The sequence below is a fragment of the Roseovarius sp. A-2 genome, assembly GCF_002072155.1.
Classification (GTDB): Bacteria; Pseudomonadota; Alphaproteobacteria; order Rhodobacterales; family Rhodobacteraceae; genus Roseovarius.
On record NZ_BDIY01000023.1, the window covers coordinates 32,748 to 55,551 of the forward strand.

22 protein-coding genes and 1 riboswitch are annotated in these 22,804 nt (G+C 65.4%); of the genes, 13 read left to right on the top strand and 9 right to left on the bottom strand.

Annotated features, from left to right (window positions below):
- The first annotated feature begins 7 nt into the window (after nucleotides 1-7).
- The 8 genes from BHD06_RS18860 to dapD all read left to right on the top strand — a co-directional run bounded on the left by BHD06_RS18860 (nucleotide 8) and on the right by dapD (nucleotide 9,129).
- Nucleotides 8-628, top strand: a complete 621-nt coding sequence (locus BHD06_RS18860; RefSeq protein WP_080458526.1) for a LysE family translocator — start codon at nucleotides 8-10, stop codon at nucleotides 626-628.
- The gene (locus BHD06_RS18865) at nucleotides 628-999 is read left to right on the top strand and encodes a GFA family protein (RefSeq protein WP_176214410.1); all 372 of its coding nucleotides are present in this window, start codon (nucleotides 628-630) and stop codon (nucleotides 997-999) included. Before BHD06_RS18860 ends, BHD06_RS18865 begins: the two co-directional genes overlap by 1 nt.
- Before the next feature lie 12 nt (nucleotides 1,000-1,011).
- The gene (locus BHD06_RS18870) at nucleotides 1,012-3,456 is read left to right on the top strand and encodes an FAD-dependent oxidoreductase (RefSeq protein WP_080458528.1); all 2,445 of its coding nucleotides are present in this window, start codon (nucleotides 1,012-1,014) and stop codon (nucleotides 3,454-3,456) included.
- On the top strand, nucleotides 3,453-4,079 hold the full coding sequence (locus BHD06_RS18875) for a LysE family translocator (RefSeq protein ID WP_080458529.1): 627 nt from the start codon (nucleotides 3,453-3,455) through the stop codon (nucleotides 4,077-4,079). The genes BHD06_RS18870 and BHD06_RS18875 overlap by 4 nt, the downstream gene beginning before the upstream one ends.
- A gap of 336 nt (nucleotides 4,080-4,415) precedes the next feature.
- Nucleotides 4,416-4,760 (top strand): hypothetical protein, encoded by a 345-nt coding sequence (locus BHD06_RS24480; protein WP_254892483.1) that lies wholly within the window; start codon nucleotides 4,416-4,418, stop codon nucleotides 4,758-4,760.
- Nucleotides 4,667-5,563 (top strand): homocysteine S-methyltransferase family protein, encoded by an 897-nt coding sequence (locus BHD06_RS18885; RefSeq protein WP_080458530.1) that lies wholly within the window; start codon nucleotides 4,667-4,669, stop codon nucleotides 5,561-5,563. The genes BHD06_RS24480 and BHD06_RS18885 overlap by 94 nt, the downstream gene beginning before the upstream one ends.
- A gap of 109 nt (nucleotides 5,564-5,672) precedes the next feature.
- The gene (locus tag BHD06_RS18890; RefSeq protein WP_080458531.1) at nucleotides 5,673-8,120 is read left to right on the top strand and encodes an FAD-dependent oxidoreductase; all 2,448 of its coding nucleotides are present in this window, start codon (nucleotides 5,673-5,675) and stop codon (nucleotides 8,118-8,120) included.
- Between the two features lie 181 nt (nucleotides 8,121-8,301).
- The gene (gene dapD / locus BHD06_RS18895) at nucleotides 8,302-9,129 is read left to right on the top strand and encodes a 2,3,4,5-tetrahydropyridine-2,6-dicarboxylate N-succinyltransferase (protein WP_050662225.1); all 828 of its coding nucleotides are present in this window, start codon (nucleotides 8,302-8,304) and stop codon (nucleotides 9,127-9,129) included.
- A gap of 97 nt (nucleotides 9,130-9,226) precedes the next feature.
- Here the strand turns inward: dapD and BHD06_RS18900 are convergent, their stop codons facing one another.
- From BHD06_RS18900 to prfA, 6 genes are all read right to left on the bottom strand, one after another.
- Nucleotides 9,227-10,693 (bottom strand): carboxypeptidase M32, encoded by a 1,467-nt coding sequence (locus BHD06_RS18900; RefSeq protein WP_080458532.1) that lies wholly within the window; start codon nucleotides 10,691-10,693, stop codon nucleotides 9,227-9,229.
- Nucleotides 10,690-11,838 (bottom strand): heme A synthase, encoded by a 1,149-nt coding sequence (gene ctaA, locus BHD06_RS18905; protein ID WP_080458533.1) that lies wholly within the window; start codon nucleotides 11,836-11,838, stop codon nucleotides 10,690-10,692. Before ctaA ends, BHD06_RS18900 begins: the two co-directional genes overlap by 4 nt.
- Before the next feature lie 55 nt (nucleotides 11,839-11,893).
- Nucleotides 11,894-12,637, bottom strand: a complete 744-nt coding sequence (locus tag BHD06_RS18910; protein WP_080458534.1) for an RNA methyltransferase — start codon at nucleotides 12,635-12,637, stop codon at nucleotides 11,894-11,896.
- Between the two features lie 164 nt (nucleotides 12,638-12,801).
- Nucleotides 12,802-13,425 carry a DUF4167 domain-containing protein gene (locus tag BHD06_RS18915; protein ID WP_080458535.1) on the bottom strand — a complete coding sequence of 208 codons (624 nt, stop codon included), beginning with the start codon at nucleotides 13,423-13,425 and terminating at the stop codon, nucleotides 12,802-12,804.
- A 208-nt stretch (nucleotides 13,426-13,633) separates the two neighbouring features.
- Nucleotides 13,634-14,500: a peptide chain release factor N(5)-glutamine methyltransferase gene (gene prmC / locus BHD06_RS18920; protein WP_080458536.1), complete on the bottom strand. Its 867-nt coding sequence runs from the start codon at nucleotides 14,498-14,500 to the stop codon at nucleotides 13,634-13,636.
- Nucleotides 14,497-15,543 (bottom strand): peptide chain release factor 1, encoded by a 1,047-nt coding sequence (gene prfA / locus BHD06_RS18925; protein ID WP_080458537.1) that lies wholly within the window; start codon nucleotides 15,541-15,543, stop codon nucleotides 14,497-14,499. The genes prmC and prfA overlap by 4 nt, the downstream gene beginning before the upstream one ends.
- A gap of 66 nt (nucleotides 15,544-15,609) precedes the next feature.
- On the opposite strand from prfA, the gene BHD06_RS18930 reads away from it, so the two are divergent.
- Nucleotides 15,610-15,894 (top strand): hypothetical protein, encoded by a 285-nt coding sequence (locus tag BHD06_RS18930; protein WP_080458538.1) that lies wholly within the window; start codon nucleotides 15,610-15,612, stop codon nucleotides 15,892-15,894.
- Here BHD06_RS18930 and BHD06_RS18935 read toward each other — a convergent pair.
- Genes BHD06_RS18935 through BHD06_RS18945 form a run of 3 tightly spaced genes read right to left on the bottom strand, consistent with a single transcriptional unit; the run spans nucleotide 15,829 to nucleotide 17,153 of the window.
- Complete coding sequence (locus BHD06_RS18935; protein WP_080458539.1) at nucleotides 15,829-16,230, bottom strand: DUF1499 domain-containing protein; 402 nt, start codon at nucleotides 16,228-16,230, stop codon at nucleotides 15,829-15,831. The genes BHD06_RS18930 and BHD06_RS18935 overlap by 66 nt on opposite strands.
- Nucleotides 16,231-16,260: 30 nt before the next feature.
- Nucleotides 16,261-16,656 carry a cell division protein ZapA gene (locus tag BHD06_RS18940; RefSeq protein ID WP_080458540.1) on the bottom strand — a complete coding sequence of 132 codons (396 nt, stop codon included), beginning with the start codon at nucleotides 16,654-16,656 and terminating at the stop codon, nucleotides 16,261-16,263.
- The gene (locus BHD06_RS18945) at nucleotides 16,656-17,153 is read right to left on the bottom strand and encodes a hypothetical protein (protein WP_080458541.1); all 498 of its coding nucleotides are present in this window, start codon (nucleotides 17,151-17,153) and stop codon (nucleotides 16,656-16,658) included. The genes BHD06_RS18940 and BHD06_RS18945 overlap by 1 nt, the downstream gene beginning before the upstream one ends.
- A gap of 214 nt (nucleotides 17,154-17,367) precedes the next feature.
- On the opposite strand from BHD06_RS18945, the gene tkt reads away from it, so the two are divergent.
- The 4 genes from tkt to BHD06_RS18965 all read left to right on the top strand — a co-directional run bounded on the left by tkt (nucleotide 17,368) and on the right by BHD06_RS18965 (nucleotide 22,766).
- A complete protein-coding gene (tkt, locus tag BHD06_RS18950; protein ID WP_080458542.1) occupies nucleotides 17,368-19,383 on the top strand; it encodes a transketolase in 2,016 nt (671 codons plus the stop codon).
- A 297-nt stretch (nucleotides 19,384-19,680) separates the two neighbouring features.
- Complete coding sequence (locus BHD06_RS18955; protein ID WP_080458543.1) at nucleotides 19,681-19,989, top strand: helix-turn-helix transcriptional regulator; 309 nt, start codon at nucleotides 19,681-19,683, stop codon at nucleotides 19,987-19,989.
- Nucleotides 19,986-20,378, top strand: coding sequence for a VOC family protein (locus BHD06_RS18960; RefSeq protein ID WP_080458544.1), 393 nt, complete (start codon nucleotides 19,986-19,988; stop codon nucleotides 20,376-20,378). The genes BHD06_RS18955 and BHD06_RS18960 overlap by 4 nt, the downstream gene beginning before the upstream one ends.
- A gap of 218 nt (nucleotides 20,379-20,596) precedes the next feature.
- Nucleotides 20,597-20,807, top strand: a riboswitch (cobalamin riboswitch).
- 135 nt (nucleotides 20,808-20,942) lie between these two features.
- Nucleotides 20,943-22,766, top strand: a complete 1,824-nt coding sequence (locus BHD06_RS18965) for a TonB-dependent siderophore receptor (protein WP_080458545.1) — start codon at nucleotides 20,943-20,945, stop codon at nucleotides 22,764-22,766.
- The last annotated feature ends 38 nt before the right edge of the window (nucleotides 22,767-22,804 follow it).

Here is a 22,804-nt window from a genome sequence, read left to right on the forward strand (position 1 = left end):
GGCGGGGATGAGCTATCAAGCCTGGTCCGTGTTCGCGCTCTTTTGGGTGGTATTCGTCATCACACCGGGGCCCAATCACGTCAATTGCATCACCAACGGGATGACCCTGGGCTTTCGGCGCGGGTTGTGGGGCGTGGCGGCGATCCTGACGCAGGCCACGCTCTTCCTGACGCTCTCGGCGGCGGGGATCACTGCGCTGATCGCCGCCTCGCCCGTGGCGTTCGAGGCGGCGAAACTGCTGGGGGCGGGGGTTCTGATCTGGCTGGGCGTGCGCGGCTGGATACGGGCGCGGCGGCCTATCGAGACTGGCACGCAAAGCGATGGATCTGTCTTTTGGCGGGCCTTCATGGTGGCCACGATCAACCCCAAGAGCGTGGCGGGCTATCTCGCGGCGTTCAGCCAATTCGTGCAACCGGGCGTGCCGATCTGGGAGCAGATGTGGGTGATCTTTCCCACTGCGCTGACCATCACGGCAATCAGTTACACCGGCTTTACCGCGCTTGGCGCAGGGCTGGGACGCGCGGCATTGGGTGCGGTGTTCAATGTCTGGCTGCGGCGTGCGATGGCCGCCGCCTTCGTGTTCTATGGCGTGGCATTGGGCAGCGCCGCAACACCGGGGAGGGTGTGATGTTGACAGGATCGTGTCTATGCCGGGATGTGACGTTCACCGTGGGCGCACCCCCGCAAGGGCCGAGCGTGTGCCATTGCGGGCAGTGTCGGAGGCAGTCCGGCCATCTCTGGGCCTCGGCCTATGTGGCGCGGACGGATTTGAGTATTTCGGGAACGGTGAAATGGTATGCCGCGAGTGAGACCGCGAAACGCGGGTTTTGTCCGCGCTGTGGGTCGTTCCTGTTCTGGGCGGCGGATGCAGAGGACACGATGAGTTTCGCGCTCGGCGCGTTGGAGGAGCCAACGGGCCTGCGGCTGGAAAAGCACATCTTCGTCACCGACAAGGGCGACTATTACGACATCGCGGACGGCGTGCCGCAGAAGGGCTGAGGGAGGCTACGGATGGCTGAGATACCAACAACCGCGCGGGTCGTGATCATCGGCGGGGGCGCAGTGGGGGCGTCGTGCCTTTATCATCTGGCCAAGGCTGGCTGGTCGGATTGCGTGCTGCTGGAGAAGAACGAGTTGACCGCAGGCAGCACCTGGCACGCGGCGGGCAATGTGCCGACCTTCTCCACAAGCTGGTCGGTGATGAACATGCAGCGCTATTCGACCGAGCTTTACGCCCGACTGGGGGCTGAGGTCGATTATCCGATGAATTATCATCAGACCGGCTCCATCCGTCTGGCGCATAGCCGCGAGCGGATGCAGGAATTCGAGCGCGCCAAGGGGATGGGCAGGCATCAGGGGATGGACTTGGAGATCCTCGGCCTGGGCGAGATCAAGGCGCGCTATCCGTTCATCGAGACGCATGACCTGAAGGGCGCGCTTTATGACCCCAACGACGGCGATATCGACCCCGCGCAGTTGACGCAGGCGCTGGCCAAAGGGGCGCGAGAGATGGGGGCGAAGGTATTGCGCTTTTGTCCTGCCACGGGCGTGCGGCGTGAGAACGGCGAATGGATCGTCGAGACCGACAAGGGCGAGATCCGCTGCGAGATCGTGGTGAACGCCGCAGGTTACTATGCGCAGCGCGTCGGTGAGTGGTTCAGGCCCTATGGCGGGCGCACCGTACCGATGATGGTGATGAGCCATCAGTATCTTCTGTCCGAGGAAATCCCCGAGATCGAGGCCTGGTCCAAGGAACAGGGCCGCAAGCTGCCACTACTGCGCGATGTCGATGTGTCCTATTACCTGAGGCAGGAAAAGCACGGCTTCAACCTTGGCCCTTACGAGCCGCGCTGCCGGGCGCATTGGGTGGACCCGTCCGACCCGATGCCCGAGGATTTCAGCTTTCAGCTCTGGCAGGAGGATATCGACCGGATCGAGGAGATCGTGACCGACGCGATGGCGCGGGTGCCTTTGCTGGGCACCTCGGGCATCAGCAAGATCATCAACGGGCCGATCCCCTATGCGCCAGACGGGATGCCCTTGCTGGGGCCGATGCCCGGCGTGCCGAACGCGTTCGAGGCCTGTGTCTTTACGTTTGGGATCGCGCAGGGCGGCGGCGCGGGCAAGGTGTTGGCGGAATGGATCACCGAGGGCGCGCCAGAATGGGACATGTGGTCCTGCGATCCGCGCCGCTACACCGATTACACCGATCCCGAGTATTGTGTCGCCAAGGGGATGGAGGTTTACGGCCACGAATACGCCATGCACTTCCCGTGGCACCGCTGGCCTGCGGCACCCGACCGCAGGGTCTCGGCGCTGCATGACCGGCTCAAGTCGGCGGGGGCGCAGATGGGGGCCTATAACGGCTGGGAGCGGGCCAATTGGTTCGCCGGGCCGGGGGATGACACGAGCGAGGAAGCGACGCAGACATGGGACCGCGCGGGACCGTGGGAGCCTCGTATCCGCGAGGAATGCGAGGCGGTACGCGATCATGCCGGGGTCATCGCGATTTCCGGCTTTACCCGGCTGGCGGTTGAGGGGCCGGGGGCGCGCGCGCATGTCGATGCGCTCACCGCCTCGCGCCTGCCGCAGCCGGGGCGCATTGGCCTTGCCTATTTCAGCGATGCGCGAGGCCGTATCCTGACCGAGATGTCGGTAATCCCGCGTTCGGAGGATGAGATCTGGCTGATCACCGCCGGGGCGGCGCAATGGCATGACCGCGACGTGCTGGCACGGGGCCTGCCCGAGGGGGTGACGCTGACCGACCGGAGCGACCGGTATGACTGCCTGCTGGTCACCGGGCCTGCGGCGCGCAACATTCTCGGGCCGCTGACCGATGGCGATCTGTCGCGGCCCTGGCTGAGCGTGCAGGATGCGACGGTCTGCGGTGTGGGCTGTGTGCTGATCCGGGTGTCCTTCGCCGGGGAGTTGGGCTGGGAAATTCACTGCCGGGCCGCGGAGGCACCGGTGATCTGGGATGCGGTGACGGATGCGGGGGCCAAGCCCTTCGGCATGTGGGCGCTGAATTCCCTGCGCATCGAGAAGGGCTACCGCGCGTGGAAGGGCGATCTTTCGACCGATTACTCGCTGCTCGAGGGCGGGCTGGAGCGGTTCGTGAAGCTCGACAAGCCGCAGGAGTTTCCAGGCAAGGCGGCGCTGCTGGCCGAGAAACAGAGGGGCGTGACCAAACGGTTCGCGCCGATGATCGTCGAGGCGGGGGCGGCGGATGCGCCCTATATGTCGACGATCTGGCACGGGGGCGAGATCGTGGGCGAGACCACATCGGGCGCCTGGGGCTACCGCGTGGGGGCGTCGGTGGCACTCGCCATGCTGCGCGCCGATTTGGCAGTGCCGGGCACAAAGCTGGAGGTGGAGATCTACGGCGAGCGGGTTCCCGCCACGGTGCAGGCCGACGCGCCGCTCTGGGATCCGGAGAACGAAAGGCTCAAGGCGTGACGCTCGAGACATACCTGCTCTATCTGGGGGTGGTGGCCGCATTCTTCGCGACGCCCCCGGACACCAGCCAATTGCTGATCATCTCCAACAGCCTGCGCCACGGCCTGCGCCGCAGCCTCGCCACCGTAGCCGGCGACCTGAGCGCCAATGCGATTCAGATGACACTGGCCGCCTTCGGGCTGACCGCGGTGATCGCCACCAACGCGGATGCGCTCTGGATCGTCAAATGGGCGGGGGTCGCGTATCTGGCCTGGATCGGGGTCAGGCTGCTGCTTGCCCGCCCCGAGGCGATAGCGCCCGATGCCGCACCGGGTGGCAGGCTCTTCCGGCAGGGCTTCGTCACCTCCTCGGCCAACCCCTACGCGGTGGTGTTCTTTGGCGCGCTGTTTCCGCAGTTCATCAACCCGGGGCAGCCGATCTGGCCGCAACTCCTGATATTGGGGCTGAGCTATCTGGTGGTGGACGGCCTGATCCTGCTGCTCTGGGGCTGGGCCGCGACCCGCACGCTTGGCCGGGTCAGGCAACTGACCGGGATCTGGATCAACCGCGTCTCGGGCTGTCTGATGATCGGCGCGGCGGTCTTGCTGGGCTTCAAGGACATCGAACGGGAGGCCACGCGTTGACCCTGCCCGCCACCATGTCCGGCGTATACCTCACCCGCCATGGCGGGCCGGAGGCGCTGGAGTGGCGCGAGGATTTTCCCGTCCCGCGCCCCGGTGTGGGCGAGGGGATGGTCCGTGTGCTGGTGGCGAGCGTCAACAACACCGATATCAACACGCACGAGGGCTGGTATGCGGCGGAGGTGACGGGGGCCACGGGCGATACGGCGGGGCAAGAGGTGCTGATCACCGGGACCTCAGGCAATGTCGGCCCCGCGGCGGGGCAGCTGTCCGCGCGGATGGGCGCACGGGTGACGGGCATCTCCGCGCCATTGAAGGGTGCGGCGGAGATCGTCACGCGTGGTGGCACCCCCCCTGCCCCGGAACCACTATCACACGGTGATCGACTTCGTGGGCGTAGCAGGCTTTGCCGCGCTCATCGACGCGCTGCGCCCGGGTGGGCATTACGCGGGGGTGGGGGTCATCGCCGGGCCGATGTTTCATGCCGATCTATGCCGCATCTACCTGCGCGACATCGCCCGCGCACAGGTCGAATTCCAGACCAAGACCCACAACGGCAAGCTTTTCCTTTTGCCACGGGAGGCAGACACATGGCAGAAATCACCCTCCTCGACGGCTCCATCGGGCAGGAGCTGGTGCGCCGGTCCGGCGACCGGGCGACGCCGCTCTGGTCCACTCAGGTGATGATCGACTACCCGCAGATCGTTCGGCAGGTGCATGACGCCTATTTCGCCGCCGGGGCGACGGTGGCCACCACCAACACCTACGCGGTGCTGCGCGACCGACTGGTACGCGTAGGGTTAGAGGATTCGGTCGACCGCCTCGCCGATGTGGCCGTCAGCGCCGCCAACGCCGCCCGCGACGCGCATGGCGCGGGGCGCGTGGCCGGGGCCGTAGGGCCATTGGTGCAATCCTACCGGCCGGATCTTTGCCCGCCTGCGGCTGAGGCGGCGATGATCTATAACGAGCCGGTGGCGGCCATCGCGCCCCGCGTCGATCTGCTGCTCTTCGAGACCATGTGTTCGGTCGATCAGGCGCGCGGCGCGTGTCTGGCGGCGCAGGCGGCGGGCGTGCCGCTGTGGCTGGCGGTCTCGGTGATGGACGAGGACGGCACGCGGCTGCGCTCGGGCGAGCCGCTCTCGGCGCTCGCGCCGCTTTTAGCCGAAATGCCGCCCGCCGCGATCCTGCTCAACTGCTCGCCGCCCGAGGCAATCACCCAAGGGTTACCTCATATCGCCACGTTCGGCCTGCCCTTCGGTGCCTATGCCAACGGCTTCACCCGGATCAGCGAGGGGTTTCTGGGCAACGCCCCCACCGTCGACGCGCTCGAACAGCGGACCGATCTCTCCCCCGCCGCATATGCCACAACCGTCATGGGCTGGATCGACGCGGGTGCCACGATCGTCGGTGGCTGCTGCGAGATCGGCCCCGATCATATCACCGAACTGGCGCGGCGCATCCGCGCGGCGGGCCATGACTTTGTCTGAGGCTTTCATCGTTCCGGAAATACTCCTGGGGTGTGGGGGCAGCGCCCCCGCCCCAGTCGTATCGCGACAGCGATCCGAGCCCCACTTGCATCCTGACAGGAGATAACCCATGACCGATCTTCCAACACAGGCCCGCGTGGTCATCATCGGCGGCGGCGTCGTGGGCTGTTCTGTCGCCTACCACCTGACCAAGCTGGGCTGGACCGACGTGGTTCTGCTGGAGCGCAAGGCGCTCACCTCGGGCACCACGTGGCACGCGGCAGGTCTGATCGGGCAGTTGCGCGCCAGTGCCAACATGACCCGGCTCGCGCGCTATTCGGCCGATCTCTATACCGGGCTGGAGACCGAGACCGGCATCGCCACGGGGTTCCGGCAGGTCGGCTCGATCTCGGCGGCGCTGACGGGCGAGCGGCTGGAGGAGCTCAAGCGCAGCGCGGCGATGGCGCGCGCCTTTGGTGTGCCGGTGGAGGAGTTGAGCCCCGCCGAGATCGCCGACCGCTATCCGCATCTCAACATCGAGGGCGTGACTGGCGGCGTCTGGTTGCCCACCGACGGGCAGGCGGACCCCGCGAATATCGCGCTGGCGCTGGCCAAGGGCGCGCGGGGCCGGGGCGCGCGGGTGCAGGAGCGTGTGAAGGTGACGGGGATCGCGCGAACGGGCCGCCGCGTGACCGGCGTGGATTGGCAGGGCGAGGGTGGCAGCGCGGGCCATATCGTCTGCGATCACATCGTCAATTGCGCGGGCATGTGGGGGCATCAGGTGGGGCGCATGGCGGGCACCAGCGTGCCGCTGCATGCCTGCGAACATTTCTATATCGTGTCGGAGCCGATTGCCGGGCTGTCGCAGCTTCCGGTGCTGCGGGTGCCGGACGAATGCGCCTATTACAAGGAGGACGCGGGCAAGATTCTGCTGGGCGCGTTTGAGCCCAATGCCAAGCCCTGGGGGATGGACGGCATTTCCGAGAGTTTTGAATTCGATCAGCTGCCCGAGGATTTCGACCATTTCGAGCCCATTCTGGAAGCGGCGGTGAACCGGATGCCGATGCTGGCGGAGGCGGGGATTCACACGTTCTTTAACGGTCCCGAGAGCTTTACCCCCGATGATGCCTATCATCTGGGGCTGGCGCCTGAGATGGACAATGTCTGGGTGGCGGCGGGGTTTAACTCCATCGGGATCCAGTCCGCGGGCGGCGCGGGGCATGCGCTGTCGCTATGGATGGAGGATGGCGAGAAGCCCTTTGATCTGGGCGATGTGGATATCTCCAGGATGCAGCCGTTTCAGGGCAACCGGCAGTATTTGTTCGAGCGCTCGAAGGAGACGCTCGGCCTGCTTTATGCCGATCACTACCCCTATCGGCAGAAGGCCACGGCGCGCGGTGTGCGGCGCACGCCGTTTCATGCGCAACTGCTGGAGCGTGGGGCGGTGATGGGCGAAGCGGCGGGCTGGGAGCGGGCGAACTGGTATGCGCGTGAGGACGAAGCGCGGGAGTATCGCTATGGCTGGGGGCGGCAGAACTGGTTCGACAATGCCGGGGCCGAAGTGCGCGCCATTCGCGGGGCTGTGGGCATGTATGACATGTCGAGTTTCGGCAAACTGCGCGTCGAGGGGCCGGAGGCGGAAGCGTTCCTCAACCATGTCTGCGGGGCGGATATGGCGGTGCCGGTGGGCCGGATCGTCTATACGCAGTTTCTGAACGCGCGCGGCGGCATCGAGGCGGATGTGACGGTGACGCGTCTTTCCGAGAGCGCCTACTTGGTGGTCACGCCCGCCGCCACGCGGCTGGCGGATGAGACATGGCTGCGGCGGCATCTGGGCGGGCGGATGGTAGTGATCACCGATGTCACCGCTACCGAGGGCGTGCTCGCCGTCATGGGGCCGAACGCGCGCGATCTCATGCGCGCGGTCTCACCCGATGACATGTCGAACGAGGCGCATCCCTTTGGCTGGGCACGACAGATCGAGATCGGCATGGGACTGGCGCGCGCGCATCGCGTGTCTTACGTGGGCGAGCTGGGCTGGGAGATTTACGTGAGTGCCGACATGTGCGGCCATGTCTTCGAGGTGCTGACCGAGGCGGGGGCGGATCACGGGCTGACACTGTGCGGGCTGCACGCGATGGACAGTTGCCGTATCGAGAAGGCGTTTCGCCATTTCGGCCATGACATCACCTGCGAGGATCATGTGCTGGAGGCGGGGCTGGGATTTGCCGTCAAGACCGGCAAGCCCGATTTCATCGGCCGTGACGCGGTACTGGCCAAGCGTGAGGCGGGTCTCACACGTCGTCTGCTGCAATTCCGCCTGACCGATCCGGAGCCAATGCTCTATCATAACGAGCCGCTGCTGCGGGATGGCGAGATCGTGGGCTACCTGAGTTCGGGGGCGTATGGCCATCACCTTGGTGCCGCCATCGGGCTGGGCTATGTCCCCTGCCCCGGTGAGAGCGCGGAGGAGATGCTGGCCTCGACCTACGAGATCGACGTGGCGGGTGCCCGCGTGCGGGCCGAGGCAAGTCTGCGGCCGATCTATGATCCGAAATCGGAGCGGATGCGCGGCTGAGCGTGCGTCGCGCGCAGGCAGACATCGCCGATCGCCGGGGAGATCCCCCGGTCAAGCCGGAGGGTGACCGGATTTGGCGCGGCTGACGTCGTGCGTGCCTTGCGGTTGGTCGCATTGATCCCGGCACGTCTTGCGCTTATAGGCGACGACGACACACGCAATTGATCCGAAGGAAACGCCCATGTCGAATGCCGCGCTTGAAACCGCCATCGAAGCCGCCTGGGAGGCGCGCGACACCATCACGCCCAAGACCGGCGGCGAAACCCGCGAGGCGATCGAGGCAACGCTGAACGCGCTGGATAGCGGCACGCTGCGCGTGGCCGAGCGGCAGGAGACCGGTGACTGGCATGTCAACCAATGGGCCAAAAAGGCGGTGCTTCTGGGCTTTCGCATCAAGGACATGGAAATCCATCCCGGCGGGCCGCAGGCGGGCGGCTGGTGGGACAAGGTCGACAGCAAGTTCAACGGCTGGGGTGAAGCCGAGTGGCGCGCCGCAGGGTTCCGTGCGGTCCCGAATTGCGTGGTGCGCAAATCCGCCTATATCGCGCCCGGCGTGGTGCTGATGCCGAGTTTCGTCAACCTTGGTGCCTATGTCGATGAAGGCACCATGGTCGATACATGGGCCACCGTGGGCAGTTGCGCGCAGATCGGCAAGGGGGTGCACCTGTCGGGCGGCGTCGGCATCGGCGGTGTGCTGGAACCGATGCAGGCGGGCCCGACGATCATCGAGGATAACTGTTTCATCGGCGCGCGCTCGGAGGTGGTCGAGGGCTGCATCGTGCGCGAGGGCTCGGTTCTGGGCATGGGCGTCTATATCGGCAAATCGACCAAGATCGTCGACCGCGAGACCGGCGAGGTCTTCATCGGCGAGGTGCCGCCCTATTCGGTGGTGGTCTCGGGCTCCATGCCGACCAAGAACAACCTCAACCTCTATTGCGCGGTGATCGTCAAGCGCGTCGACGCGCAGACCCGCTCCAAGACCGCGATCAACGAGTTGCTGCGCGACTGATCCGCAGCCGGGCATGGTGGCACCGGCAAGGTCCCATTTCTGCGGGGCCGGTGCCGGGGCTGCCATGAGCCCCGCGGTGGCTGGTGCGCCGCGACCCTCAGAACGCGCCGAACTTCTCCTCCAGGTAATCCAGCAACGGCCCCGCAGTGGGCTCTGCCCCGCCGCAGGCGCGCGCGATCACCTCTGCGGGGGCGAACCGCCCGCCATGGCGCTGCACCTGCGCGCGCAGCCACGATGTCGCCCCGCCCAGATCGCCGAGCGACAGATGCACCTCCAGATCCGGCACCGCCCCGCGCATCGCCTGGAAAAGGCAGCCAGCATAGACATTGCCCAGGCTGTAGGTCGGGAAATAGCCGAACAGCCCGACCGACCAATGCACGTCCTGCAACACCCCGTTCGAGGCCCGATCGACGGCATAGCCGAAATCGGCCTCGAACCGGTCGTTCCAAGCGGCCTCCAGGTCATCCGTAGACAGATCGCCCGCAATGAGCGCCTTTTCCAGATCGAACCGCAGCATGATATGCAGGTTGTACTGCACCTCGTCCGCCTCCGTGCGGATATGGCCGCGATGCACCCGATTGACCGCGCGATAGAACGTCTCGGCATCGTTAACCCCGAAATCACCGAAGGTGTCGCGCATCCGCTCGAACAACCAGCCGGTATAGGCGCGGCTGCGCCCTAGCTGGTTCTCGTAAATCCGGCTCTGGCTTTCATGCACGCCCATCGACACGCCCTGCCCCAGCGGCGTCAGGCGATAATCCGGGTCTATGCCCTGCTCATAGCAGGCGTGGCCGACCTCGTGGATCGTGGAATAGAGACAGTTGAACGGGTCATGCTCGTTCACCCGCGTGGTAATGCGCACATCGTCGCCGCTGCCCGAACTAAACGGATGCACCGCCATGTCGAGCCGCCCGCGCGCGAAATCATAGCCGAAATTCCGCGCCAACTCGCGCGAGAGACGCAGTTGTGCCTGCTCGTCGAAATGCGCGTCCAGCGCGGGCCAGTCGCGCTCCAGCGCGCGGGCACGCAGATCGACCAGCCGGGGCCGCATCTCGGCGAATATCGCGTCCAGCCGCGCCGCCGTCATGTCGGGTTCGAAATCGTCAATCAGCGCATCATAAAGGGTGCGCCCCCGCGCCACGGCGGCGGCCTCCTCCCGCTTCAATCGGATCACCTCGGCCAGCACCGGCGCGAAAGCCGCGTAGTCGTCGCCTGCCCGCGCCTCGGCCCATTGCCCCTGCGCGCGGCTGGTCAGACGCGCGAGCGCCACCGCCAGATCGCCCGGCACCAGCGTGGCGCGGTCATAGTCGCGCCGGATATGGCGCAGCTGCGCGCGGGCCACCTCGTCGGTGACATCCGCCTCGGCACGGGCCAGCAGATCGCCGCGCCGCAGATCACAGCGCCGGGCGTGCAGCACCGCCTGTATCGCGCCCGTCTCCTCGGACCGCTGCTCGGCGGCGCCGCGCGGCATCATGGTTTCCTGATCCCAGCCCAGCCGCCCCGCGACTTGCGCCAGTGCCTGCGTGTCGCGCTCCAGCGCGATCAGATCGTCATAGGCCGTCATGCCGTCCCCTCCCGGATGGATGTGGTGCGCGGATACTGGCTCAGGAACCGCGCCCGCAGGATCAGCACCCAAAGCACCACCGCCGTGAATTGATGCACAATCGCCAGATGCCACGGCGCGATATAGAGCACAGTCATGATCCCGAGGCTCATCTGCAACAGCAAAACCGCGAACATCGCGGTGAAGGCCCCGCGCGTGATGCCATGCGCAGAGCGCCGACCGCGCAGCCAGACCACCACGGCAAAGCCCAACAGCAGATAACCGCTGACCCGGTGGATGAACTGCACGGTGCCGGGATTCTCGAAGAAATTGCGCCACCACGGGGCAAGGTCCATCATGTCAGGCGGCAAGAGCCCCCCGGCCATCAGCGGCCAGTCGGTATAGCTGCGGCCTGCGTCGATGCCCGCCACCAGCGCGCCCAGCAGAATTTGCAGAAAGGCGAAATGCATGAGGCCGGTTGAGAGGCTGAAAAGCTTGGCTTCACGTCCGCGCCGGGCCTGCATCAATTCCCGCTCCTCGCGGCCCAAACCCATCACATACCAGGCGATAAGCCCCAGAATGACGAAGGCCAGCCCCAGATGCACGGCCAGCCGGTAGGAGGCCACGGCGATCATCTCACCCGAAAGGCCCGAGGACACCATCCACCAGCCGATCGCGCCCTGCGCCCCGCCCAGCGCGCCCAGGCCAAGAAGACGCCCGGTCCAGCCCTTGGGAATCTGAAAGGTGACCAGAAACCCGAAAAATCCCAGCGCCCAGACCAGCCCGATGAACCGACCCAATTGCCGGTGGCCCCACTCCCACCAGTAGATCACCTTGAACTCGGCCAAACTCATGCCCTTGTTGAGCAATTGGTATTGCGGGATGGCGCGATACTTGTCGAATTCGTCCTGCCAGACGGCCTCCGACATCGGCGGCAGCGCCCCGGTCACCGGCTTCCACTCGGTGATCGACAGCCCGCTATCGGTGAGCCGCGTGAGCCCGCCCACGGCGATCATCCCCACCACCAGCGCAAAGAGGATCATCAGCCAGACACGGATGCCGCGCCGCGCGCCGCGACGACCGGCGTCGATCATGCCGCCCTTGGGGCCCTGTTTCGGCGTCTCGGCGCCACCGACCTCTTCGAAGATACTGCGTTTCCCGCTCATGTCCCGCCTTTCCGGTTGCGACCGCCTGACAGCTTAGGTCGAGGCCCCTCCTGCTTCAACCGCGCTCCTTCCAGCGGACCATCTGCCGCAACACGCCGTGCAGCATCTGCACATCGGCGCGGGTCAGCGGCATCCGGCTCCAGAGGTTGCGCAGGTTGGTCTTCATGCTCTCGGCCTTGTGGTCGGGGAAAAAGAACCCCGCCTCGCCCAGCCGGTCCTCGTAATGCTCCGCCAGCTTCTCGATCTCGATCTGCGCGGCCCAGTCGGATTTGGCCATGTCCATGCGCTCATGCACCACCTCGACTGCGGCGCGCTGCCATTCATAGGCGGTCAAGAGCACGCATTGCGCAAGGTTGAGGCTTGCAAATTCGGGGTTCACCGGCACGTTGATGATCGCGTTGGCCCGCGCGATATCGTCATTCTCCAGCCCGGCGCGTTCAGGGCCGAAGAGCACGGCCACCTTTTGCCCCCCGGCGATCTTCTCGGCGGCCAGCGCCATCGCGCGTTCGGGGCTGAATACCGGCTTGGTCAGGCCCCGCGCCCGCGCTGTGGTGGCAAAGACATAGGCGCAATCGGCCACGCCTTGGGCCGTCGTCTCGACCAGCTGCGCCTCGTCCAGAAGCCGCCCCGCCCCGCTCGCCATAGCCACGGCCCGAGGGTTGGGCCAGCCATCGCGGGGGGCCACGATGCGCATCCGGTCAAGGCCGAAATTCCACATCGCCCGCGCCGCGGCCCCGATATTCTCGCCCATCTGCGGGCGCACGAGCACGAAGGCGGGTTGTGGTCGGTCACTGGGCATCGGTGTTCTCTTTCCGGATAGGCGGCGCGCCGGGTTTAGGACAGGGCCGCGGAACTGAAAAGCCCCTGCCCTTCACCGTTCCGAAAATACTCATGCTCAACCCAGACAAAAGGGCGCGCGCCCCGAATGGACGCACGCCCTTAGGCATTCCATCGCGTGGCGGCTTATTCCGCCGCTTCCGCCGGGCCGCTGGAGGAGGCATCCTTGGCCTCATCCCCCTGCGCCTGACCCTCGCCACCCTCGGATTTCGGCGGTTTCTTGGCGCGCGGCTTGCGCGGGCGTTTCTGCGGCGCCGGCTTTTCCTGGCTTTCCGGCGTCTCGACCAGACCGCTTTCGCTATCGCCGCCGCTGTCGATCACGTCCGGCTGCGCGCTGCGGGCCGGATCAGGCTGCGTATGGCGCGGGCCCTGGCCACCGCTATCGTTGGCCTCGCGCGCCTGACCGTCGTCACGCCCGCCCTGCGGGCGCTCGCCACGTTCACGGTCGCGATCCGCCTGACGTTCGCGGTTCTGACGCTCCTGCTCTTCGCGGCGTGCGTCCTGTTCCTTCTGCGCCTCGCCCAGCATGCGCAGGTAATGCTCTGCATGCTGCTGGAAATTCTCAGTGGCGACCCGGTCGCCCGACAGCTGCGCATCACGTGCAAGCTGATTGTATTTCTCGATGATTTGCTGCGGCGTACCGCGCACCTTGCCCTCGGGGCCGGAGCTATCGAAGACCCGGTTGACGATATTCCCGACCGAGCGGTTGCGGTTCGGCTTGTTCCGCGAACGTGACTTGGATGATCTCATATTTTTGCAGTCCAGCCTTGTGGTCAATGCGTCGCTTGCTCCGACTGGCGCGTCTGTGCACCGAAATCTGTCGAATCGGACATGTATTGGCTTGGCATCAAGCGGGACCGCCCATTACGCGCATCCGCCGTCTTGATACCTCCCAATAAACACGCCGAACCGCGTCGCACAAGAGGAAAGCGCGATTTTTATTCAGTTTGCGCGGATTTTAGCGGTCGAAACGCGCCGATCGGCCCGGCTTTGCGGGCCAGACGCCGACAACCACACGGTCACGCCCATCAAGATCGGGCAGCACCCCCACCTCGGCAAAGCCCGCCGCGCAAAGGAGTTCACGCACCTGCGCGCCTTGCTGCCAGCCGATTTCCAGCGCGATGCGCCCCCCGGGGCGCAGATGCGCCCCTGCCCCCGCAGCGATCATCCGGTAGGCCAGGAGCCCATCTGCGCCATCGGTCAGTGCGGCTTGGGGGTCGTGGTCGCGCACCTCGGGGCTGAGATCCGGCATCTCGTCCACCGCAATGTAAGGCGGGTTCGAGACGATCAGGTCGAATGGGCCGGTGACCTGCGAGAACCAGTCAGAGCGGTAAAGATCGAGCCGCGCGCCCACCCCGTGCCGCGCCGCGTTGCGCGCCGCCACCTCAAGCGCCGCCGCACTGATATCCGTGGCCACGCCCTGCGCCCCGGGCCAGTCGGCCAGCAGCGTCACCGCGATGATCCCGCTGCCGGTGCCAAGATCGAGCAGCCGCGCCGCCACCGGGCCGCGCAGCGCCTCGGCGATCAGGCATTCGGTTTCGGGGCGCGGGTCGAGCACATCCGCCGTCACCTCGAAGCTGCGCCCCCAGAAATCGCGCCGCCCGATGATCTTCGCCACCGGCTCGCGTGCCATGCGTCGCGCGATCATCGCATTAAGCCGCGCCGCCGCCGCCGCATCAAGATCATCCCCCAGATGCAAGGTTAGCCGGTCACGCGGCACCTCCATCGCCACGGCCAGCAACGCGCGCGCATCACCGGCGGCACCGTCGATGCCCGCCGCCTGCAAGGCCCGCGTGGCCGCGACAAGAGCGGCCTGCGCGCTCACGTCATCTCGGCCAGCAGCGTGGCCTGCGCATCCGCCGTCAGCGCGTCGATCACGTCGTCGAGATCGCCCTGCATCACCTGATCGAGCTTGTAGAGCGTCAGGTTGATGCGGTGGTCGGTCATCCGCCCCTGCGGGAAGTTATAGGTGCGGATGCGCTCGGACCGGTCGCCGCTGCCCACCTGTGCCGCGCGGCTGGCGGAGCGTTCGCTGTCCACGCGGCTGCGCTCCATGTCGAAAAGCCGCGACTTCAGCACGTCCATCGCGATCTCGCGGTTGCGGTGCTGGGATTTCTGGCTGCTGGTGACCACCAACCCGGTAGGAACATGGGTGATCCGCACCGCCGAATCGGTGGTGTTTACATGCTGCCCGCCCGCCCCGGAGGAGCGCATCGTATCGATGCGCAGATCGTTCGGGTCGATCTGGATATCGACATCCTCGGCCTCGGGCAGGACCGCGACGGTGGCGGCAGAGGTGTGGATGCGCCCGCCGCTCTCGGTCTCGGGCACGCGCTGCACGCGGTGGACACCGGATTCGAACTTGAGCCGGGCAAAGACGCCCTCGCCCCCCACCCGCGCCACCAGTTCGCGCAAGCCCCCCAATTCGCTCCACTGCTCCTCGATCACCTCGAAGGACCAGCCCTGCGCCTCGGTGTAGCGCTGATACATGCGCATCAGGTCAGCGGCGAAAAGCGCCGCCTCGTCGCCCCCAGTGCCGGGGCGGATTTCGAGGATCGCGGCGCGATTGTCGGCCTTGTCGCGCGGCAGAAGCGCCAGTTGCAGCGCCGCCTCCATCTCCGGCAGACGCGCCTCAAGCTCCGCAATCTCGGCCTGGGCCAGATCGCACAGGTCCGGATCGTCGAGCACCCCCCGCGCCGCCTCGATATCCGTTAGGGCCTGCCGATAGGCACGGATTTCCTCGACCACAGGGCGCAATTCGGCGTATTCGCGCCCGAGCTGCGCGATATCACCGCCGCCCTGCATCATCTGCGCCTCGATATACTCGAAACGCTGCGTGATCTGTTCCAGTCTGTCCAAAGGCACCATAGGGCTGATCCTCTGTCCCATCCTTGTGACTTGGTCAAGGGCGCAAAGCTGTGCTACGGTTCATCCATGAGACTGCTCTTGCCCCTGCTCCTCGCGGCCACGCCCGCGCTTTCGGATGCCACCATCGGTGGCAAGACCGTCGAATGCTATTGCACCGATACCAGCGGCGCGCGGATCGAGATGGGCGAAACGATCTGCCTGCGGGTCGATGGCAAGATGTTCATGGCGAAATGTGCGATGTCGCTCAACGTGCCGATCTGGCGCAAGGTCAGCGATGGCTGCCTGTCATCCAGCCTGAGCGATCCGGTCGAGCCAGCCGTCGATGCGGGCGGCGTTCACGCCCAGATCTGACTTGCCGAAGCGCAGACGCCCGTAAATCTCAAGCATGTCGTCGTTTCGCCGCACGGTGGTGTAATCGGGAAAGCCGAAGACGCGACTGCGGGTGACATAGGTGATCATGCCCTGATCCAGACCGCCCGCCAGAACCCGGGTGCGGGCCGTGGCGCGGATGCTCGCATCCAGCGTCGCGAGATCACCCTCGACCCGGCGCATCGCGCCACCCGCCAGATCGCGATTAGTCACGCTCTCGGGCATCTGGTGCCAGCGTGCGGGATCAGACGGGGCCAGCCGGACAAAGGCCAGCGCAGCCACGATCAGAACCAGCACAAGTCCGATGGCGAGCTTCATCAGGTGCCCCGATGCCGGCCCGGTCCCGGCTCAGCCCGCGCGCGCACCGTCCACCGTTTCGGCCAGCGCCTCGGCGCGCGCGGCGATCTCGGCCAGCGTCTCGGTCACCTCCTGCGGCACCACCGGCACCTCCACGCGCTCTGCCTCGGGCGCGGGGGCGTTGCGCAATTGATCCAGCTCCGCCTCGCGTTCTGCCAGCTTGTCCTCGGCGGCGCGCAGCTTGTCCTGCAAGCCTGCGGTCTTGTCGGCCAGCATCAGCCCCGCCATCAACAGCATCCGCGCCTCGGGAATGCGCCCGATCTGCGCAGCCAGAACGGCGGCTTCCTCGTCCAGCATCCTGGCGGCCGACTGCAGGTAATGCTCTTCGCCTGCCTGACAGGCCACATCGAAGCTGCGCCCTCCGATCTCGATCTTCACCTCGGGCATCAGGCGTCCTCCGTCTCGGTTGTGGTGTCGTCGCCCGCCGTGGCAATGACCTGCCCCAGCTCGGCCAGCACCGCCTCGACCTCGTCGCGGTCGGCGGCGCGCACGGCGCGCAACCCCTCCAGCTCTGCCAGCATCGACTTGTTGATCAGATGCGGCTCGGCGATGCCCGCCTGATGCGCCTCGCGCAAGGCCTGATTGTTGTCGCGCAACTGCTGGTTCGCCTTGCGCAGCGATTGCAGATCGGCATCAAGCCTGCGCAGATTGTCAGCCTGCGCGCCGCGCGCCGCCTCCAACTCCGCGTCGCGGGCCGCAAGCCGCTCATGCAACGCGCGCACCCGCTCCTCCAGCTGCGCATTGGCAAGCTTCTCGTCCTCGACATCCTGACGCAGCTTGTCCACGTCGGTCGCATCGCCCGCCGCCTCGCGCCCCTCGAGACCCTTGGTGATCCGGTCCAGCGCGGCAGTGATCCGCGCCTGCAACTCGTCTATCTGGCTCATCTCCTCGACCCCTCACGTCTCTTGGCCCGTTTGCCTTACGAATCGCATACCGGACCGGTTTTGTTCAAGTCTAGCCAAAACTGCGGGGAAATGCGCGCCCTTTGGCGCTGCAGACCCGCCCAGAGCGCTCCGGACAGGGCGCGCGCGCTTGATCTTCTGTGCCGGGCTGATATGCAGCGGGCATCTGTTGCCACTTCCAAAGGATGCTCGCCCCGTGGATATCGCCGCCCTGCGCTCTGCCAACCCCGATCACTGGATGAAGGCCACCGCCATCCGCGCGCTGACCCTCGACGCCGTCGCCGCCGCCAATTCCGGCCATTCCGGCATGCCCATGGGCATGGCCGATGTCGCCACCGTGCTCTTTGAAAAGCACCTCAAGTTCGACCCTGCAAACCCAGACTGGCCGGATCGTGACCGGTTCATCCTGTCGGCGGGCCACGGCTCGATGCTGCTCTACTCGTTGCTCTACCTCACCGGCTACGAGGACATGACGCTCGACCAGATCCGCAATTTCCGACAATGGGGGGCGAAAACCGCAGGCCACCCGGAATACGGCCATGCCAAGGGGATCGAGACCACCACTGGCCCGCTCGGGCAAGGCATCGCCAATTCGGTCGGCTTCGCCATCGCCGAGGAGGCCCTGCGCGCGCGCTTTGGCAAGAAGCTGATGGATCACCACACCTATGTGATGGCCGGCGACGGCTGCCTGATGGAGGGCGTGAGCCAGGAGGCGATCAGCCTTGCCGGGCGTCAGGGCCTGGGCAAGCTCGTGGTGCTGTGGGACAACAACAACATCACCATCGACGGCTCTGTCGATCTGGCCGACCGCACCGATCAGGTGAAACGCTTTCGCGCCAGCGGCTGGCATGTGCAGGAAATCGACGGCCATGACCCGGCGGCCATCGACGCCGCGCTGACCGAGGCCAAGCGCACGCGCAAACCCTCGATGATCGCCTGCAAGACGCATATCGCATTGGGCCATGCCGCGCAGGACACCTCCAAGGGGCACGGCGCGCTGACCGATGCCGATCAGCTCCGGGCGGCGAAAGAGGCCTATGGCTGGCAACACGGCGCCTTCGACATCCCGGCGGATGTGAAATCCGCATGGGAGACCATCGGCAAGCGCGGTGCCGCCGACTACGCCGACTGGCAGACGCGCCTGGCAGAGGCATCGGCGCAGCGTCAGGCCGAGATCGAGCGGATCTTTTCCCGAGACGTGCCGTCGAAACTGTCGGCCCGGATCAAGGCGCTGAAAAAGCAGATCAGCGAAGAGGCCCCCAAGGTCGCCACCCGCAAATCGAGCGAGATGGTGCTCGAAGTGGTCAACCCGATCATGCCCGAGACCATTGGCGGCTCGGCCGATCTGTCGGGCTCCAACAACACCCGCTCGGGCGACATGACCGTGTTTGACGAGGGCAACCGCAAGGGCCGCTACATCCATTACGGCATCCGCGAGCATGGCATGGCGGCGGCGATGAACGGTATGGTCCTGCATGGCGGCATCCGCCCCTATGGCGGCACCTTCATGTGCTTCACCGATTACGCCCGCCCCTCGATGCGCCTCGCCGCGCTGATGAAGGTCCCCACCGTGTTCGTCATGACCCATGACAGCATCGGCCTGGGCGAGGATGGCCCGACCCACCAGCCGATCGAGCATCTGGCGATTTCGCGCGCCACGCCCAACACCTGGGTATTCCGCCCTTGCGACACGGTCGAGACCGCCGAGGCGTGGGAACTGGCGCTCAACTCGAAAGAGACCCCATCGGTCCTGTCGCTGACCCGTCAGGGCCTGCCGACGCTGCGCCGCGAGCACAAGGTCAAGAACCTGACCGCGCAAGGCGCCTATGTCCTGGCCGACGCAGAAGGGAAACGTCAGGCGATACTGCTGGCCACGGGCTCGGAGGTGGCCATCGCCATGGCCGCACGCGATATCCTGCACGAAGCCGGGATCGGCACGCGCGTCGTCTCCATGCCCTGCTGGGAGCTGTTCGAGGAACAGGACGAGGCCTATCGCCGCCGCGTGCTGCCCGCAGGCCCGGTGCGCGTCGCGGTCGAGGCAGGCATCCGTTTCGGCTGGGATCGCTGGCTCTATGGTGAGCGCGGCCGCCGCGAGAAGGGCGAATTCGTCGGCATGCACGATTTCGGCGCCTCCGCCCCCGCCGAGGTGCTTTACGAGCAGTTCGGCATCACGGCGCAGGCCGTGGCCGACAAGGTCAAGGCGCTGCTCTGACCCGCAGGCCGGGCCATGGCTCACACGGCAGATGTCCATCGACAAAGGCCCCCGCGAGGGGGCCTTTGGCAGTAAATGATGCACACTTTAGTTGAGCGAAACCCCTTGCCCCGAAAAGGCAATGTTGAGCAAAGACTCGCGAAGAAATTATAGGGAACCTCTGCAAGTTGATGTCGGTAGTGCGTACTTTGCAGCTGTTGGTTTGCTAGCCAGTTACGTCCGCTTTTCTATCGTCGTCAATTATGCAGTAAAATTACTCCTCTTGATATGCAGTAAATATACTGCATATTGCAGATCATGACAAATGACCAGCTCGACTTAATCTTCAAGGCTCTTTCTGACAGCACACGCCGTCGCATTATCGACCACCTGAGCAAAAAGCCCGCTCAATCGTTGTTCGAGGTGTGCGCCGCATCGGTTGCAGAGGGTGGTGTTGCTTTATCCCGACAAACAGTCTCCCAGCATCTCGCTGTCTTAGAGAAAGCGGGATTAATTGAGTTTGAATGGAAGGGGCGCACAAAGGCGCATTCTTTGAGTGTCAGCGAAGACGACATCGCGGCAGCATCATGGCTGACGAAATACAAACCGAAAGGAACCAAGAAATGAAAATCTATGTCACAAGTGTCTTTGTTGACGACCAGGACAAGGCCGAAAAATTCTATACCGAAGTGCTCGGTTTTAAGGTAAAACACAACATTCCGTTGGGCACAAACCGTTGGCTGACCGTTGTTTCAGAAGAAGACCCTGATGGAACTGAGTTGCTGCTTGAGCCAAGCGACCACCCCGCGGCGAACCCCTTCAGGGAATCTATCGTTGCCGACGGTATCGCCGCGCACTCATTTCAGGTCCAAGACCTCGATGCCGAGTGGAAGAAGTTGACCGACCGGGGCGTTGAGTTCACCACCGAACCAATGGATGCAGGCACTGTTCACATGGCAGTTTTTGATGACACCTGCGGCAACCTGATTCAGTTGATCCAGATGAAAGACGCTTGAGCGGCGACAATAGTCGGCCGGACGAAACAGAAGCTGCCGTTCGGCCAATCTGCGGCATTTGGTAAGTATGGGGCTCCAAGCAGACATTGGGCTCCGAACCCCGGTATCGCTCACCTGCACCATTTCCTTCCAGGGGCTGCCCCCGGCGAGGGGGCCTTTTCGCGTCTTGGATCACCGGACGCGCTATCTTTATCCTTGCACGAATCCCGTGTCGGGATTATCCGCACACATGCTTCGGTCCGGAAATGCATATTTCCGGTGAAAAGGGAATACGGTGCGATCCTCGCCTTGGATCAATTCCGTAACTGCCCCCGCAACTGTAAGCGGCGAGCGATACCGGCAGATGCCACTGTCACCCCATGTGACGGGAAGGCCCGGTAGAGCAGCGACCCGCGAGTCAGGAGACCTGCCGAGGTGATCACCCTATCCGGGCGCGGGGCGCGCCGTGGATAACGGTCTATTCCGTAGTGGTGGCGCTTCACCGTCTGCGGAGGGGCCATGTCCTTTCCAATGACTTCGCACCTTGGAACGCCGATGCCGGAAACCGGTATTGAGGGACATTGAATGACATATCTCAGAACCACCGCCCTTTGCGCGCTCTGCGCGCTTTGCACCGCCCCCGCTCTCGCGCAGGACGCCTTCGATCTCGACACGATCACCGTTTCGGGCAGCCTCACACCCCAGGAACTCGCCCGCACCGGGGCCTCGGTCGAGGTCATTGACGGGCGCGAGGCCGAGACCTCCGACACCGCGCTCACCAACCGGCTCGACCGGCTGCCGGGCGTCAATTCGACCAGCAACGGCCCGCTCGGGGCGTCGTCCTCGATCCAGTTGCGCGGCTTGCCCGCGCGCTATGTCGGGGTGCGGATCAACGGCATCGACATGTCCGATCCGTCGGGCACGCAAAACCAGTTCAATTTCGGCGGCCTTACCGGCGCGGGCCTCGGGCGGATCGAGGTGCTCAAGGGTTCGCAATCGGCGCTCTACGGATCCGAGGCGATTGGCGGGGTCATCGATATCACCACATGGCGGCCCTCGCGCGATGGCCTGTCGGGCGAGGTGCGCGCCGAGGCGGGCGCGTTCGACACCAAGAGCGGCGCGCTCAGCCTCGGCTATCGCGGCGCGCGCGGCGAGGTGGCGCTGAGCTACAACCGCATCGACAGCGACGGCTTCTCTGCCCGCGCGGGCGACCCTGAGGATGACGGGTTCGAGCAGGACATGCTCACCATCTCGGGCGAGTTCGACGCGACCGACATGCTCACGGTCGGCGGCACTGTGATCTATCGCGACAACGAGGCCGATTTCGACCCCAGCCTGACTGCGACGGCGGGCCAGATCCAGACCGAGGAACTGGGCCTGCGCGGCTTTGCCCGGCTGCGCACCGGCCCGGTCAGCCATGAGCTGTCCTATGCCTATTTCGACATCGACCGGCGCGACACCTCACCCGGTGCCTTCACCCCGCGTTTCACCGGCGAGCGCGACGAGATCAGTTATCTCGGCAGCGTCGAAGTGGGTCGCGCCGGCACCGTGACCGGCGGGCTGGAATATACCGAGGAGCGCTTTACCGCGCAGCCGGTGCGCGGCTCCAATGACAATGTCGCGGTGACGGCGGAATGGCTTTTGCCTGCCAGCGACACGGTCGATCTCTCGCTGGCGCTGCGCCATGACGAGGACGGCGATTTCGGCGGCAAGCTCACGGGGCGCGCCGCCGCCGTCTGGCGCCCCGCCGATGGCTGGGCGCTGCGCGCCGTCGCCGGCACCGGCTTTCGCGCGCCCTCGCTCTTCGAGCGGTTCAGCGCCTTCGGCGATCCCACCCTCAAACCCGAGGACAGCGAAAGCTTCGAGATCGGCGTCGAGCGCACGTTTGCCAATGCCCGGATCGAGGCCACGCTGTTTCACATCACCGTCGATGACCTGATCGACTTCGACCCGGGCGCGACCGCCTGCGGCTCGGGTTTCGGCTGTTTCGGGCAGGTGCCGGGCGAGACCACCTCCAAGGGGCTCGAGCTCGCGGGTGAGGCCGATATCAATGCCTTCATCACCGTCTTCGGCAACTATACCTACACCCGCGCCCGCAACGGCGGCCAGCAACTTACCCGCACGCCCAAACATGACGCCGTGATCGGGCTTGATGCCGACCTGACCGACCGCCTGTCGGGCAGCTTCGATGTCCGTCACGTGGCTGGTGTGACACCGAGCGCCTTTGCACCCGCAGGCAACAAGGTGGGTGACTATACCCTTGTCGGGGTCGGGCTGAGCCATGCGATCACCGACAATGCGACCGCCTATATCCGCGTCGAGAACCTGTTTGACGAGGATTACGAGACGGCGGGCGGGTTCAACACCGCCGGGCGCTCGGCCTTCGTGGGGCTGCGTGCGTCTTTCTAGGCTCATATCTCTTGGCGCGGCCCTCGCCTTTGCAGGGG

Coding starts and splice junctions, on each gene's coding strand:
- BHD06_RS18860 (WP_080458526.1), top strand. CDS start 8: ATGAGCTATCAAGCCTGGTCCGTGTTCGCGCTCTTTTGGGTGGTATTC.
- BHD06_RS18865 (WP_176214410.1), top strand. CDS start 628: ATGTTGACAGGATCGTGTCTATGCCGGGATGTGACGTTCACCGTGGGC.
- BHD06_RS18870 (WP_080458528.1), top strand. CDS start 1,012: ATGGCTGAGATACCAACAACCGCGCGGGTCGTGATCATCGGCGGGGGC.
- BHD06_RS18885 (WP_080458530.1), top strand. CDS start 4,667: ATGGCAGAAATCACCCTCCTCGACGGCTCCATCGGGCAGGAGCTGGTG.
- BHD06_RS18890 (WP_080458531.1), top strand. CDS start 5,673: ATGACCGATCTTCCAACACAGGCCCGCGTGGTCATCATCGGCGGCGGC.
- dapD (WP_050662225.1), top strand. CDS start 8,302: ATGTCGAATGCCGCGCTTGAAACCGCCATCGAAGCCGCCTGGGAGGCG.
- BHD06_RS18900 (WP_080458532.1), bottom strand. CDS start 10,693: ATGACGGCCTATGACGATCTGATCGCGCTGGAGCGCGACACGCAGGCA.
- ctaA (WP_080458533.1), bottom strand. CDS start 11,838: ATGAGCGGGAAACGCAGTATCTTCGAAGAGGTCGGTGGCGCCGAGACG.
- BHD06_RS18910 (WP_080458534.1), bottom strand. CDS start 12,637: ATGCCCAGTGACCGACCACAACCCGCCTTCGTGCTCGTGCGCCCGCAG.
- BHD06_RS18915 (WP_080458535.1), bottom strand. CDS start 13,425: ATGAGATCATCCAAGTCACGTTCGCGGAACAAGCCGAACCGCAACCGC.
- prfA (WP_080458537.1), bottom strand. CDS start 15,543: ATGGTGCCTTTGGACAGACTGGAACAGATCACGCAGCGTTTCGAGTAT.
- BHD06_RS18930 (WP_080458538.1), top strand. CDS start 15,610: ATGAGACTGCTCTTGCCCCTGCTCCTCGCGGCCACGCCCGCGCTTTCG.
- BHD06_RS18935 (WP_080458539.1), bottom strand. CDS start 16,230: ATGAAGCTCGCCATCGGACTTGTGCTGGTTCTGATCGTGGCTGCGCTG.
- BHD06_RS18940 (WP_080458540.1), bottom strand. CDS start 16,656: ATGCCCGAGGTGAAGATCGAGATCGGAGGGCGCAGCTTCGATGTGGCC.
- BHD06_RS18945 (WP_080458541.1), bottom strand. CDS start 17,153: ATGAGCCAGATAGACGAGTTGCAGGCGCGGATCACTGCCGCGCTGGAC.
- BHD06_RS18955 (WP_080458543.1), top strand. CDS start 19,681: ATGACAAATGACCAGCTCGACTTAATCTTCAAGGCTCTTTCTGACAGC.
- BHD06_RS18960 (WP_080458544.1), top strand. CDS start 19,986: ATGAAAATCTATGTCACAAGTGTCTTTGTTGACGACCAGGACAAGGCC.
- BHD06_RS18965 (WP_080458545.1), top strand. CDS start 20,943: ATGACATATCTCAGAACCACCGCCCTTTGCGCGCTCTGCGCGCTTTGC.